This window comes from Acutalibacter sp. JLR.KK004 (assembly GCF_036941085.1).
GTDB lineage: Bacteria > Bacillota > Clostridia > Oscillospirales > Acutalibacteraceae > Acutalibacter.
Map to the genome: position 1 here is coordinate 465,375 of NZ_JAYMNQ010000002.1, position 14,142 is coordinate 479,516.

Annotated in this window: 14 protein-coding genes; 5 read left to right on the plus strand and 9 right to left on the minus strand. The window is 57.0% G+C overall.

Annotated features, from left to right (window positions below):
- Positions 1–120: 120 nt before the first annotated feature.
- The gene (locus VSQ30_RS16680) at positions 121–2,166 is read left to right on the plus strand and encodes an S-layer homology domain-containing protein (protein ID WP_334465651.1); all 2,046 of its coding nucleotides are present in this window, start codon (positions 121–123) and stop codon (positions 2,164–2,166) included.
- Positions 2,167–2,476: 310 nt separating this feature from the next.
- On the opposite strand, the gene VSQ30_RS16685 is transcribed toward VSQ30_RS16680, so the two are convergent.
- The 4 genes from VSQ30_RS16685 to VSQ30_RS16700 are packed head-to-tail and all read right to left on the minus strand — an operon-like array spanning position 2,477 to position 3,798.
- Positions 2,477–2,896 carry an acyl-CoA thioesterase gene (locus VSQ30_RS16685; RefSeq protein WP_334465653.1) on the minus strand — a complete coding sequence of 140 codons (420 nt, stop codon included), beginning with the start codon at positions 2,894–2,896 and terminating at the stop codon, positions 2,477–2,479.
- Positions 2,897–2,910: 14 nt separating this feature from the next.
- A complete protein-coding gene (locus tag VSQ30_RS16690; protein WP_160642640.1) occupies positions 2,911–3,120 on the minus strand; it encodes a hypothetical protein in 210 nt (69 codons plus the stop codon).
- Positions 3,110–3,577: a hypothetical protein gene (locus tag VSQ30_RS16695; RefSeq protein ID WP_334465656.1), complete on the minus strand. Its 468-nt coding sequence runs from the start codon at positions 3,575–3,577 to the stop codon at positions 3,110–3,112. The genes VSQ30_RS16690 and VSQ30_RS16695 overlap by 11 nt, the downstream gene beginning before the upstream one ends.
- A gap of 14 nt (positions 3,578–3,591) precedes the next feature.
- A complete protein-coding gene (locus tag VSQ30_RS16700) occupies positions 3,592–3,798 on the minus strand; it encodes a helix-turn-helix transcriptional regulator (protein ID WP_334465659.1) in 207 nt (68 codons plus the stop codon).
- Between the two features lie 115 nt (positions 3,799–3,913).
- On the opposite strand from VSQ30_RS16700, the gene VSQ30_RS16705 reads away from it, so the two are divergent.
- Positions 3,914–4,129, plus strand: a complete 216-nt coding sequence (locus tag VSQ30_RS16705; RefSeq protein WP_334465662.1) for a hypothetical protein — start codon at positions 3,914–3,916, stop codon at positions 4,127–4,129.
- Here VSQ30_RS16705 and VSQ30_RS16710 read toward each other — a convergent pair.
- The 4 genes from VSQ30_RS16710 to VSQ30_RS16725 form a co-directional block, all read right to left on the minus strand.
- Entirely contained in the window at positions 4,092–4,298 is a 207-nt protein-coding gene (locus tag VSQ30_RS16710) for a sodium ion-translocating decarboxylase subunit beta (protein WP_334465665.1), read from the minus strand. The two genes, VSQ30_RS16705 and VSQ30_RS16710, sit on opposite strands and share 38 nt — an antisense overlap.
- Before the next feature lie 163 nt (positions 4,299–4,461).
- Positions 4,462–5,589 carry a sodium ion-translocating decarboxylase subunit beta gene (locus VSQ30_RS16715; RefSeq protein ID WP_334465667.1) on the minus strand — a complete coding sequence of 376 codons (1,128 nt, stop codon included), beginning with the start codon at positions 5,587–5,589 and terminating at the stop codon, positions 4,462–4,464.
- Between the two features lie 412 nt (positions 5,590–6,001).
- Positions 6,002–6,796, minus strand: a complete 795-nt coding sequence (gene proC / locus VSQ30_RS16720; RefSeq protein ID WP_334465669.1) for a pyrroline-5-carboxylate reductase — start codon at positions 6,794–6,796, stop codon at positions 6,002–6,004.
- A gap of 19 nt (positions 6,797–6,815) precedes the next feature.
- Positions 6,816–8,531 carry an ABC transporter ATP-binding protein gene (locus tag VSQ30_RS16725; RefSeq protein WP_334465670.1) on the minus strand — a complete coding sequence of 572 codons (1,716 nt, stop codon included), beginning with the start codon at positions 8,529–8,531 and terminating at the stop codon, positions 6,816–6,818.
- A gap of 168 nt (positions 8,532–8,699) precedes the next feature.
- Here VSQ30_RS16725 and VSQ30_RS16730 point away from each other — a divergent pair, with 168 nt between their 5' ends.
- Positions 8,700–10,049 carry an O-antigen ligase family protein gene (locus VSQ30_RS16730; protein ID WP_334465672.1) on the plus strand — a complete coding sequence of 450 codons (1,350 nt, stop codon included), beginning with the start codon at positions 8,700–8,702 and terminating at the stop codon, positions 10,047–10,049.
- Positions 10,050–10,115: 66 nt separating this feature from the next.
- Here VSQ30_RS16730 and VSQ30_RS16735 read toward each other — a convergent pair whose 3' ends face one another.
- Positions 10,116–11,906, minus strand: a complete 1,791-nt coding sequence (locus VSQ30_RS16735; RefSeq protein ID WP_160642632.1) for a flavin reductase — start codon at positions 11,904–11,906, stop codon at positions 10,116–10,118.
- 284 nt (positions 11,907–12,190) lie between these two features.
- Here VSQ30_RS16735 and VSQ30_RS16740 point away from each other — a divergent pair, with 284 nt between their 5' ends.
- Entirely contained in the window at positions 12,191–13,363 is a 1,173-nt protein-coding gene (locus VSQ30_RS16740) for an MFS transporter (protein ID WP_334465674.1), read from the plus strand.
- Between the two features lie 158 nt (positions 13,364–13,521).
- A complete protein-coding gene (locus VSQ30_RS16745) occupies positions 13,522–14,139 on the plus strand; it encodes an HAD family hydrolase (RefSeq protein WP_334465676.1) in 618 nt (205 codons plus the stop codon).
- Positions 14,140–14,142 lie beyond the last annotated feature (3 nt).

The following is a 14,142-nucleotide window of genomic DNA, read 5'->3' on the forward strand; positions in this document are numbered from 1 at the left end:
CAGGGCCGGGCGCCCGTTTACTTTAGAAAAGCCCATTGACAAGGAGGCGCGGCAGGCGCATAATAGTATTGTATATTTATTCTTCCGGCTGCGGCCGGCGGGGAAGGAGCTGTATCAGTTGTGAAAAAGAAAAGAGTGCTGGCAGGGTTTATAGCCTTCTTGCTTCTGGCGCTTATGCCCATGGGGGCGCTGGCCCTGGAGGGCGGGGAGGAGGCCCGGTATGAGGCCTGCCTCCAGCAGACGCTGCGCCAGTTGGAGGCCATGCCCGCCCTGGAATTTTCGGAAAATCCTATAGAGGAAGCGCCCCGGGTGGACGGGCCTTTTGCTTCTGCGCAGGAGGGGGACATGCCGGACGTGGAGGAGGAAATCTCCATGGAGCAGTTCTTCCAGGAGGACGGCGCGCAGGAGGCTGTGTCTGAACAGCTCTTTAACGCCATACAGGATGGGGACGGCACCATGTACAGCCAGCTTACCCAGCGCCAGAAGATCTGTTACAATGCCCTGGTGAACGTGCCGGTAAGCCAGGTGCTTACCGCGTCCAAAGGGCCGAATGGCTACAGGCAGGTGAAGCTGAGCGTGACAGGCGTGAAGGGCATTACCTTTTCCGGTTACGTAAGCGGGGGCAGCTTCAAGCTGGACAGCGCCGGGGCAGCGGCCCAGAAATCCCTGATGACGGATTTGCGGGCAGCCATTGTGTCCCTGTACAGCGACAGGCCGGACATGGTGTGGATCCGCACCATGTCTTATGGCTACAGCTCCACCAGGGTTTCCTCCACCAAAGCGCAGGTTACCACTGTGAATTTCTCTTTCGCCCTGGACTTCGGCGGCATTGAAGGCCAGATGCACGAAACCATGATGGAGGCGGCGGATATTATCGCGCGGGGCGCGGCTTCCCAGCCGGATCAGTATAGAAAGGTGCGGCTGGTGCATGACGTGCTGGTAAAGGCCAATACATACAACCACGCGGCGGCAGACAACGCCATTTCCGGGCTGCCTTACGAGATGTCCCACTGCGCTTACAGCGCCCTCATTCCAGGGGACAGCTATGAGCCTGTGTGCGACGGCTATTCTGAGGCCTTTAAGCTGGTGTGCGATCGCCTGAAGATATACTGCGCGGTGCCTGTCAGCGAAACCCACATGTGGAACAACGTGAAAATGGATGACGGCCTCTGGTATAATGTGGACGTAACCTGGGACGATGACGACCGGGATGAAATCTGTACAGATTATTTCCTCATAGGCTCTCAGACTGTGGTGGACGGGCAGGCGTTTTCCCGCCAGCCCAGCCATGTGGAGAAAAACCCCTTTACCCCGAATACAGCTACCAACAACCTGACCCTGCGCTTTCCCACCAAGCGGGCCACAGCTTACCAGTATTTGGGCCATGACTACCCGCCTCTGCGTTTCCCGGACGTGGGCCGCGGGGCATGGTATTATGAGTACGTAGAGGATGCGGCAGAGAAAGGCCTGATAAAGGGAGACAGCAGCGGCAGCTTCCGTCCCACAGCCTCCATCACCCGGGCGGAGTTTGTGCAGGTGGTGGTAAACATGGTGAAGGTGGATACCTCCGGCTATACAAATTCCTATTTTACAGACGTGCCCGCCTCTAAGTGGTACGCAAAGCCTATTGCCTGGATTAAGGAAGCGGGGATTATGAGCGGGGACGCAGGCGGCACCTTCCGGCCGGAAGCCCCCATTACCCGGCAGGAAATGTGCCTGGTGCTGTATAACCTGGCAAAGCGCCAGGGTGTTTCCACCAGTACGTCTTCCGGGCGGTTTGCAGATGACGGGAAAATTTCCTCCTGGGCCAAGGAGGCCGTATATGCCTGCAAGGAACTGGGTCTTGTAAAGGGTGACGATAAAAACTGTTTTGCCCCTGGGGATAAAACAGAGCGCTGCGCCGCAGCCACTGTGTTCGTGCGGTATCAGGACGCTGCTGGGGACGCCTCCGGCATTATTCCTGCCCCACTGCCCACCCCGACCCCTGTGCCCACGCCCTCTCCTAAGCCCGGCATAGACGGCACCGTATACTGGGTGCCGAACGGCAGCGTGTATCATTCTACCAGAAGCTGCGCCTCCCTCCACAATTCTTCCACGATTTACAGCGGTACCGTGGCGAATGCCCAGGCCGCCGGGAAAAAGAATCCCTGCAAGGTGTGCCATTAAAACCGCCAGGCGATTACAGGATTTACACAAAAAGAGAGGGCGCATTCCCCTTTTGCGCTTAGCGCCGCGCCCTTCTTTGGATTCTTCACTATAGGCAAACACCGTTCAAAAGGAAAAAGCACCGGCCCGGAAGCGTCCCACAAGGCTTTCCGGGCGGTGCTTTTTTCAAATATAGGGGCAGAAAAATTTTTAGAGCGTGTTCACATAAGTTGCATATGCGGATTTTCGAGGGGATTTTGTGGGATTCCTAACACAGAAGCCCATGAAATAACCCGAAAAGATGCGTGTGATTGCTTTGTGTGGACACGCTCTAGTCCTCCAGCAGTTCCCGTACCCGGGCGTCATAGGCAGGGTTTGCCTTGCGCAGGGACACAGGCCGCCCGGTTTCGTTTATAAAGCAATGGAGGGTGCGCCCCTGGCAGCGGAGAGCGCCTGTGGCCTTATCTGTCACTGCGTAGAAAAAGCCGATGCGGGTGCCGGTGTAGGACTCTATGCCGGCAGCGATTTCCACCTGCTCCCCAAAGCGGCACATGGCGCGGTAATCCGCCTCGGCATGGAGCACCGGGCTTACAATGCCGGAGGCTTCCAGCTTGTCATAGGGGAAGCCCATTTCCCGCATGAAGTGTACCCGGGCTTCCTCAAACCAGCGGATGTAATTGGAATGGTGTACGCAGTCCATGCGGTCAGTTTCGTAATAGTAAACTTCGCGGGAGTAAGTGACAGTGTGCAAAAAGGTCGCTCCTTTCATTTCCGGGCGTTTTTGCGGCAGATGCGTGCAATCAGCATCCCAGCGCCTATAAGGGCCAGAAAACTGCTGAAGCCCAGCATAAAACCGGCCCAGTAGTCTGGCAGGACATGGAAATGCCTCAGCATAAGCGCCGCTGTCCACAGCAGGATCCCTATGGGCAGCAGCCAGGGCCAGTAGGTCAAAAACGCATTGTATTTAGGTTTCATTGTCTTGTGTCTCCTTCCTGTGATTATACACCTTTTTGCCGCAGAATACCAGCAGTGGAAGCACCATCAAAGCACCCTCTATGATTTGGCATCCGATACGGCTTAAGGTGTGAGGGCTGGCGAAAAAAGGATCCCGGCCCATGGCGGCCTCCACAATGCCTATAACGAGCAGGAACGCGCCAGCCAGGCCGTCCATCCCATAAATCACTGCCATGCCGCCGCCCATAGGGTATATTTCTTTCACAGCATATTCGCACATGCACAGGGTGATGACCGACCAGATAATCAGCAGGTTCTCCCACATGCCCTCAGCCCAGACGATGCCCCCCTCCTTTAAAAAGGCGTTTGCCAGCAGCAGGACGAAAAAGAGGATGATGCCATGCTGGAACACGTCTCCCCGCTGCAAAAGCTGCCGCTCGTCCAAATCGTTCCTGCATCTGAAAAGCTTGTTTTTCATGCCGCTTCCTCCCTTCACTCTTGTGCTTCCGGCCAGAAAAGCTCATCCAGGGTTTTGCCCAGAGACTGGCAAATCAGGATGCACAGCCTCACGGTGGGGTTATAGTCCCCCTTCTCAATGGCTACGATGGTCTGCCGGGTGACGCCCACGGTGTCGGCCAGGCCCTGCTGGGTGAGGCCCATGGCGGCGCGGGCGGCTTTCAGCTTCAGGTTTTTCCCCAAGCCATCACCTCCTGCTGTTTATTGTATAGTAAACCTTTCTAAAAGTCAAGTATATTTTACAAAAAGTCGGATAAAAAAGCCCTCACCATAAGCGGAGGGCCTTTAGGGGTTCTATTTGCTGCTGGCTTTGGTCAGCGCCAGCACAATGAGCGCGATGATGCTGATAACTACAAAAATACCCGGCATGCCGAAAGGCTTGCGGCTATTTGCTGCCGGCCTTGGTCAGCACCAGCACGATAAGCGCGATGATGCCGATAACCACGAAGATGCCCAGCATGCCGAAAGGCTTGCGATTATTTGTTGCCAGCTTTGGTCAGCGCCAGCACAATGAGCGCAATGATGCCGATAACCACGAAGATGCCCAGCATGCCTTTGCCCATAATCCCCAGGGCCTCCGTAATGTTGGGGTTAAGGCCGCTGGTCACATAAACAGCGGTGGGGCCGTCTGCCCCGCCGATAACGCCGATGGAGCTTGCCGCTGCCAATAAATGCTGTATCATAAAAGTTTGCCACCTCTCTGGAAGTTTAAAATTTTCTGACGCTCCCTGCAAAGGCTGCCGGGAGTTGGTTGGGCACGCGATGGCTTGCGTAAGCGCGTCACAGGGTGGCGCGGCGGAAGCCTGCGCAGCGCGCACCCCGCGTCTCGGGTGTAGCGTCACGCTGCTACATGAAGAAGCCTAATACAATGCCCCCCGCTACGGCAGAGGCTATCTGCCCGGAGACATTTGCGCCTACAGCGTGCATGAGCAGGTGGTTCTGGTTGTTTTCCGCGATGCCCATCTTTTCCACCACCCGGGCGGACATGGGGAAGGCAGAAATGCCCGCCGCGCCCACCATGGGGTTGATTTTCGTCCGGCTGAACAGGTTCAGCAGCTTTGCGAACAGCACGCCGCCAACAGTATCGAAAACGAAGGCGAACAGCCCTAAAGCCATAATCATCAGGGTTTGCAGGGTGACAAAGTGCTCGGCCCGCATGGAGAAAGAAATGGTAATGCCAAGAAGCAGGGTGATAAGGTTTGCCAAATCGTTCTGGGCCGTTTCCGACAGGCGGTTCAAAACGCCGCACTCCCGGATGAGGTTGCCGAACATGAGGAAGCCCACCAGGGATACAGAGGCCGGGGCCACCAGGCCGGCCACAAAGGTCACCAGGATGGGGAACAGGATGCGGGTGGTTTTGCTGACAGCGTTGGGCCGGTAGTCCATCTTGATGGCCCGCTCCTTTTTGGTGGTCACCGCCTTGATGGCCATGGGCTGGATAATGGGCACCAGGGCCATGTACGAGTAAGCCGCCACAGCGATTGGCCCGATATAGTTGGACTTGAGTACCTGGGAAACCAGGATGGAGGTGGGGCCGTCCGCCGCGCCGATGATGCCGATGGAGGCCGCGTCCCGGATGTCAAAGCCCAGCACCGCTGCCAGCACAATGGTCAGGAATATGCCAAACTGGGCCGCAGCCCCGAACAGGAACATCTTGGGGTTTGACAGCAGGGGGCCAAAGTCTATCATAGCGCCGATGCCGATAAACAGCAGCAGGGGGAAGGCCTCCGAGGCCTCAATCCCGGTTTCAAACAGCCACTGGATAATGCCCTGGGTTTCCCCCACGCCCTGCATGGTCTGGTTAAGCACCCCGGAAAGGGGCAGGTTCACCAGAATGGCCCCAAAGCCCATGGGCAGCAGCAGCGCCGGTTCATAATCCTTTTTGATGGCAAGCCAGATAAGCACAGCCCCCACCAGATACATCACCACCTGCTGCCAGGTGATAGACAGCAGGCCTTCCCATAAAAATTCCATAATGCATCTCCCTCTTTTTTCTTCCTGTCCATTTCCATTCTGCCCGGAAATGTACCAAATTACCAAAGAAGCAGCCATAAAAGAAAACAGACCTGCGCATGCCCCGAAAGGCAGCACAGGTCTGGTCGTTTCATGCTAACCCAGGGCGTATCCGCCCATGATTGTTGAATCAGCAACAGCTTGCGCTGCCGACTACTCCCCCAGCTATTGCCAAAAGTGTATCACGTTTCCCTGGCGCTGTCAAGCCCTTTTCCGCGCGGGGGAGTGTCCAGACGGCGCGTTTTATGCTTCCGGCGGTTTAGGGGCTTCGCCCCTAAAACCCCACAACCCCTTTTAAAAAAGGGGTTGACCCTAAAACCAATTTTAGAAATTTATTGCATTTTTTAAGAGTCCTTTCATTCAGACACTCTCCTCACATCCCTCTGGATTTCTTCCAGCAGGCATCCATGGCCTCCATCAGGCTGGAACGGAAGCCTGTCTTTTCCAGCATCCGCACAGCCTCAATGGTGGTGCCCCCGGGAGAGCACACCATGTCTTTCAGCTCCGCCGGGTGCCGCCCGGTTTCCAGCACCATTTTGGCGCTGCCCAGCAGGGCCTGGGCCGCAAAGGCAATGGCCTGCTGCCGGGGCACGCCCTGGGCCACAGCGGCGTCTGCCATGGCTTCCACCATGATGAACGCATAAGCGGGGGAACTGCCGCTTACCGCCACCACCGCGTCCATCAGGTGCTCGGGCACAGCCTCTGCCCTGCCGAAGCTGGACAGAAGCTCCTGGGCAAGCTTTTGCTGGCTTTCTGTGACATTTTCCCCGCAGCACCAGGCTGTCAGCCCCTCTCCCACCATGGCGGGGGTGTTGGGCATGGCCCGCACCAGCCCCACAGGCGCTTGGAACTTCTCCGCCAGCCAGGCAAGGCTTTTCCCCGGGGCAATGGAGATAATAAGCTGGCCCTCATGGCAGGCTTCCCGGATCGCTTCTATCACCGCTTCATACACCTGGGGCTTCACAGCCAGCAGCAGCACGTCGCTTTCGGCGCAAAGGGCGCGATTGCTTTCAGCCCGCCGCACCCCGAAATCCCGCGCAAAGGCCTGGGCCGCCTGGGGGGCAGCGTCTGCCGCCAGCACCTCCCCGGGCTTGCAGAAGCCCTTTTTCAGCATCCCCGCCACAATGGCCCGGGCCATGTTCCCGCAGCCGATAATCCCTGTTTTCACGCTAAAACATCCCTTCTGTCTAATTTTCTAACACATCCTCCGGGTCCACCTGCCGCAGCACGCCTTCCTCCAGCCGGTATACCTTGTCCATCCCTGCCAGATTATGGTAGTGGTGGGTGATCATGATAACGGATTTCCCCTGCATCTGGTTGACGATAATATCGTGGAGGTATGCGTCCGACTCCACGTCGAACCCGGAAGTGGCCTCGTCCAGAATCACCACAGGGGCGTCCTTTAATAAAGCCCGGGCCACAGCCAGCTTTTGCTTTTCCCCGCCGGAAAGCTTTGCGCCGTTGCGGCCTATGGGGGTTTTGGCCCCTTCCGGCATCCGGGGCAGATATCCCTGCACGCCGCTTTGCTGCAAAGCCCATTCTATCCGCTCTGGAGAAGCGGATTTATCCAAATCCACGTTTTCCAGGATATCCCCCAGAAACAGGTATGGCTCCTGGCTTACCACAGAGAAGAGGCTGCGGTAGCTTTCCAGGGAAAGGCCCTCCACATCCTTGCCGTCTGCCAGGATTTCCCCTTCCCCGGGCTGGTAAAACCGCAAAAGCAGGTTTAAAATGGTGGACTTGCCGCTGCCGTTCTGCCCGATAATGGCCACCTTTTCCCCCGGCTCCACCGTAAAGGCCGCGCCCCGCAGGATGGGGCGGCTTTCCTCATAGGAGAAGGCCACGTTTTGAAATTCCAGCCGGGGCGGGCGGCCTGCCGCCTTTTCCCCACCCTTGTCCCGCTCTGTTTCCATATCCAAAAACTGGAACAGCCGCCGGGCCGAGGGCATAATGCGGGCAAAGAACATTTTCAGGTTGATAAGGGCGGAGACAGGCCCTGTCACATACCCGGAGTAGCTGGCAAAGGCGAACACCGCGCCGATGGTCAGGCTTCCGGTGCAGATAAGCCAGCCGCCTAAAAGGTACAGCGCAATGGTGACAGACCACTCCAGCAGCATCTCCCAGAAGGTGTTCCAGCCGTCGATCATGGCGCCCTTTTTCTCCAGCTTCAAAAGCGCTCCCTGCTGCCGGGAAAAGGCTTCCTCCCGGCTTTTGAACAGGTTCCACAGCTTAATTTCGTCCACGCCCCCCAGGTTGTCCCCGAACCACCGGGAGAAGTCCCGGCTGGACTCCAGCATTTCGTCCATGGCCTTTTCCCGCCGCTTGGAAAGCCCCCGCACCAGGAAAAATTTCACAGGCACCATGGTAAGCACCACCAGGGCCAGCTTCCAGCTTATGATAAACAGGCCGATGAGGCCGCTGAAAATGCGGAACACATAGCCCGCGCTCATTACCATGTACCGGTCTGTAATGGAGGACACCTGGGATACGTCCATCTGCAGAAAGCTTAAGATCTCCGTGTTGTTCTTGTCCTCAAAATAGGCCTTGGGCAGGTGCAGCAGCTTTTCAAACACCTGGTGGAAGGCCGCATAATAGGATTTGTTGTGTACGTCCGCGAAAATATAGGTCTGCCACAGATCGACGCCCTGGCTGATAAGCACCAGCACCGCCAGCACCAGCACCGAGCGGAGGATGACCCCCATGTCCTGCCGCAGCATCCCCTCGTCCGTAATGGCCCGTATCACCAGGGGCTGCAAAAACCCCACGGCAGTGGAGATGAACAGGGCCAGGGCCACCAGGGAAAATTCCTTTTTATAGGGCTTTAAATAGAAAAACGCGCGCTTCAGGGCCGGATCCAGCAGCGGCCCCTTCTTTTTCTGTTTTCCATCCTTGCGCTCCCCCAAAACCATCCCGCCTTTCCCGTTTTTTCCTCATAACTATAACATACTGCCCCCTGTTTGTAAAGAGACAGGCAAACTCTTTACACCCCGGGGCCGCCCTTGCTTGCCCTTTCTTCCCTTCTGTGGTATGCTTATACCAAAGCAAAACAGAGGCAGGGAGGGGAAGGCCCTATGGAGATAAGAGAAAAATGGCAGAAGCTTCCGGGCGCTGCCGCCACAGGTTACGTCCGCCTGCTGCTGACGGTTTTCCTTTTCTATTTTGACGCCAATGGCTACGGCAGGATTATGGAGGCAAAGGCCGGGGCCTTTTTCCTCCTCTGCGGCGGGTATGTCCTGCTGATGGCCCTGTGGGGGGCAGGCTCCCTTTTGCTGGGAGGGGGAAAAGGCTTTTCGCCCCTTTCCCTTTTGCGGAAAACCTCCTGGCCCCAGCGGCTTGTGCTGGTTTACCTGGCCCTCACCTGGGTTTCGGCCCTGTGCTCCCCCTTTTGGCCTGCCACTGTCCTGGGGGCCTCCCGCTTTGAGGGGGCCTTGCCCATCACCCTGTACGGGGCAAGCTTCCTGCTGGTGAGCGCCTATGGCAGGGCGGACAAGCGGCTTTTAGGCTTCTTGGGGGCGTCTGTGTGCGGGTTCAGCCTTATCTGCCTGCTGCAATTGTACGGATATAACCCCTTTGGCCTCTATCCTGCCGGATATACCTACCAGGACGGGGGCAAGGCCTACCTGGGGGCCTATTTGGGCACTATTGGCAACGTGGATCTGGTGGCCGCTTTTTATAGCCTCTGCATCCCCATGCTGGCATACGCCCTGGTGCGCCTGCGGGGGAAAGCCCGGTTTTTGCTGCTCCTGCCCTTGGGGCTTTCCCTGTGGGTGCTGCTATGGATGGATGTTTCCGCCGGGCTGGCGGGGGTGTTCGGCGGGTGCGCTTTAGCTGTGCCCGGGGCAGGGTTTATAAGCCCTAAAAAGCGCAGGACAGCGGCGCTCCTTTTGGGAGGGGCTGTCCTGCTGGGGATAGCCGCGCTGTATGCCGCCGACGTTGGCACAGGGATGCTCCATGAGGCCCACTGCCTGCTGCGGGGCCAGGCGGATCCGGGGTTTGGTTCCGGGCGGCTGCACATCTGGGGGGAGGTGCTGGAAAGAATCCCAAAGCGCCTGTGGCTGGGGGCCGGGCCGGACACCATGCTCTATGGGGGCCTGAAGCCCTTCCAGCGATATGACAGCCAGATGGGCAGGACTATTGTGGCACAAATAGACGCGGCCCACAACGAATATCTCAATATCCTCTACCACCAGGGTGTTTTTGCCCTGGGCGCGTATCTTTCCCTGCTGATCCTGCTGGCAAAGCGCTGGATTGCCCAGGCCCCGGCCAGCGCCGGCACCGCTATTTTAGGGGCCGGGTGCCTGGGATACTGCATCCAGGCCTTTTTCGGCATTTCCATGTGTACCACAGCGCTTTTTTTCTGGACGCCCCTGGCCCTGCTGGCAGCCCCGGGCTGCTTAGGCCCACCTGAGGGCGGCACATAGAAAAACGCGCAAAAGCGGCCCGGGGAAACCCCTAGGCCGCTTCCTTATGCGTTCAGGTTTGCTGTTTTATCCGATAGGCTCGAAATCTGCCGCCCCGTGTTTGCACAACGGGCACACGTAATCGTCAGGCAGCTCGTCCCCTTCGTATACATAGCCGCACACCTTGCATACAAAGCCCTTCTTTCCCTCTAACTGGGGCCTGGGCTTGACAAAGTTCTGATAGTAGGTGTATGTCATGGTTTCCACATTGTTGATAACACGGGCCTCTGTCACGCTGCAGATGAACATGCCATGGGTGTCTAAGTCCACATACTGCTCCACCTTCAGGGACATGAAGGAGTTGATAAACCGGGACAGGAACACCAGGCCGTTGTCAGAGCGCAGCACCTCTTCCCCCTTAAACTTGTCCGCCGTCCGGCCGCTTTGGAAGCCGAAATTCTCAAACACAGAGAAGGGCGCGTCCTGGGAGAGGCAGTTGATATTCATCACGCCGGTCTGCTTGATAACGTGGTGGGAATAGTTTTCCTTGTTGATGGTGACGGCAATGCGGTTGGGGGTGTTTGTCACCTGGGTGACGGTGTTCACAATCAGGCCGTTGTCCTTTTTGCCGTCGTTGCTTGTCACCACATACAGGCCATAGCCGATGTTAAAGAGGGCGGTCATGTCGTGCTTGTCGGCGGTTTCGCTGTGCTGGGCGATATAATCCTGGCACAGCTCCTGGGCCAGAGCCTCCAGCTTTTCGCTGCTCTCCGCGTTCAAGGCGGAACGGATGGTGACGGTAGGCTCGGCAATGGTGATTTTCTTGCATTTTGCAAACATGTTCTTCATCACCTTCGCCGCCATAGGCGCCCAGGTGCCGTTTTCAATGAAGCCCACCGTGCGGTTCTGGTAATTGCGCTCGGTGAGGTGGTTGATAAAGGTGTGCATAAAGGGGAAGATTTCCGCGTTGTAGGTGGTGGTGGCAAGCACCAGCTTGTTGTAGCGGAAAGCGTCCTCCACAGCCTCTGCCATGTCGCAGCGGGCCAGATCGAACAGGGACACCTTGGGGCAGCCCTTCTGGCTGAGCTTTTCGGCAAACTGCTCCACAGCCCGGCGGGTGTTGCCATACACAGAGGTATAGGCAATGACAATGCCCTCGCTCTCCGGGGTGTAGGAGGACCACAAATCATACAGATGCAGGTAGTGCCCCAGGTTTTCCTTTAAGACCGGGCCATGGAGGGGGCAGATAACCTGGATGTCAAGGCCCGCCGCCTTCTTCAGAAGGGCCTGCACCTGGGCGCCGTATTTGCCCACAATGCCGATGTAATACCGCCTTGCCTCGCAGTCCCAAGGCTCGTCCGCGTCTAAAGCGCCGAACTTCCCAAAGCCGTCGGCAGAGAAAAGCACCTTGTCTGTGCTATCATAGGTCACCAGCACCTCGGGCCAGTGTACCATGGGGGCAGCCACAAAGGCAAAATCGTGGCGGCCTGTGGAAAGGGTGTCCCCCTCGGCCACTACTATCTGCCTGTCCTCAAAGGCTGTGCCGAAAAACTGCTCCATCATGGAAAAGGCTTTTGCGCTGGAGACAATGGTGGTGCTTTTATACATCTGCATAAAGCTGTGGATGCTGGCGGAGTGGTCAGGCTCCATGTGCTGGATGATGAGGTAATCCGGGCTTTTGTCCCCCAGGACGTTCTGGAGGTTGTCCAGCCATTCATGGGTGAAGCGGGCGTCCACTGTGTCGAACACAGCGGTTTTCTCGTCCAGCACCACATAAGAATTGTAGGCCATGCCGTTTGGCACCACATACTGGCCCTCAAACAGGTCTACCTGATGGTCGTTTACGCCTACATACCGGATGTCCTTTGTAATTTCCATAGTCTGCTCCTTCTTTTGTTTTGTATTCTTCCCCCAGGGGGCTTTCTTCACAGCCCATAGTATAGCATAAAAATTCCCATCTGCCAAGAGGAAAAGGCCTTTGGGACAGGGCCTGCCCCTGCGGTTTTTTATGGCATGGGCGCTTCGCCGGGGGAAAGGGAAAAACTTTGTGAAATTTGGAAAAGGGCTTGACATTCCCTGCGGTTTCGGCTGTAATAAGGAGGAGAGTATCGGGCGCGGGTCAGGGGGTTCCTGGGGCCTTGCTCCCAGCGAGGAGAGGTAATGTGAAAAAGTTTTTTCCCCGGTATAAGGGCAGTTATTTCTGTTATGTGCTGACCTTCTTTTTCTATTTCATGGCAATGGCCCTGTTCGGCTCTGTGCTTTCCGTATACCTGACGGGCATTGGGAAGTCTGCGTCGGAAATGTCTTTCATCATCTCGGCCTCCGGGCTTTTCTCCTTTGCCATGGTGCCGGCGGTGGGATACTTAAACGACTTAACCCGCAGGCCCCGGCTTATCAGCACCCTGCTGCTTCTGGGGGTGGGGGTGCTGGGGCTGGTGTTCGCCGTGTGCCGGGCCACCTGGGCGCTGTTTTTGCTGGACGGGCTTATTATGTCCTTTATCAACTCCATCATGCCTATTACGGAGCGCATGGCCGGGCAGAGCAAATACCGCTACGGCGCTTTGCGGGTGTGGGGCACCCTGGGGTATGCTGTGGGCGCACAGTGCGCCGGCGTAGCGGTAGAGCTTTACCCGCCCATGGTGCTGTTTGCCGCCCTCTTCATTTCCTGCGGCCTGACGGCCCTGGGGTTTGCGGGCACAGAGGAGAAAGGGGAAAAGAAGGCGGAAAAAGCAGAAAAGCGGGAGAAGCCGCCTCTTTCCTCCCTGGTGCAGAACAGGCAGTTCCTGCTGTATGTGCTGGCGGCCTTCCTGTTTGCCGGGTGCTCCGGGGTGAACATGAACCTTGCCCCTGTGCTGCTTTCCAGCCTGGGGGTGTCCACAGGGGCAGTGGGCACAGTGCTGTTTTTCAGCACGCTGATTGAAATCCCCCTCATCCTGTTTTCCCACAAATACATGGATAAGTTTTCCGGCAAGGCCCTCATGCTTGCAAGCTTTGCCATTATCACTGTCCAGTTCCTGTTTTACGGGTTCTCCCGTTCCGCCCTGGTGGTGGTGGCGGTGATGGTGTCCATCAAGGCCATTGCTTCCACCCTGTTCCAGATGATCACCCTGAAAATGGTGCGGAACCTCCTGCCCGGAAGCCTTACCACCACAGGCCTTTCTGTGATAAACTCTTTAAACAGCGTGTCCATTATCCTGCTGCAAAATGCCGGGGGTTTTGTCACTGACCAGTGGAACATCCAGGTGCTGTACCTGTGCCTGGCGGTGCTCACAGGCCTGGGGATGCTGCTGGCCCTGGGATTGCCTGCCTGCAAGGATGAAAAGGTGTTCTCGTGATGGCTGCAGGGGATTCGCCTGTTTGACATATTTTAAAAGGAGCTGATGCATATGTACCGTTGCGCGCTTTTCGACATTGACAACACCCTGCTTATAAAAAACCTACCATTGCTGAAATAGTTTATGAGCTGGCGGCGCGGGAGAACCCGTCCCTTACAATGGACGAGGCGGAGAAGGCCTACGCTGAAAGCGAATTGTGGCAGGGGCAGCAAATCCAAAAGGAGAACGAAACAGGGGTGCGCATGGCAGATGAGGAATATCTGGAGAATGTCACAGGCATTTACCGCCGCGCCCTGGGCCTGGGGGAGAAAGCCTGCCAAAGCCTTACAGAGCTTTTCGGCAGGGACTATAAAAAGGAATACCAGCTTATGCCCGGCGCCAAGGAGCTTTTGGGACGGCTGCAGGCAGAGGGCCTGTCCCTGGGGATTGTCAGCAACAACCACAGCGGCGTGCGGAAGGTTTTAGCGGGCATGGGGCTGGAGGGCTTCTTTGGCTGTATGGTAATTTCCGAAGAGGTAAACCTCTATAAGCCTGACCCCCGGATTTTGCAGCTTGCCTGCGAAAAGCTGGGCGCGGCCCCTGGGGAAAGCGTTTATGTGGGGGATCATCCCTTTGACGTGCTGTGCGCCCACAGCGCCGGCATGGCGGCAGCCTGGCTGCCCGCGAACCGGTTTATGGAAATCCCCCCCTTTATAGGCCCGCCCGATTACACCATTTCCTCCCTCCACGAAGCGGCAGGGGTGCTGCTGGGGGAGGCATACAGCTGCCGCACTTAAAAA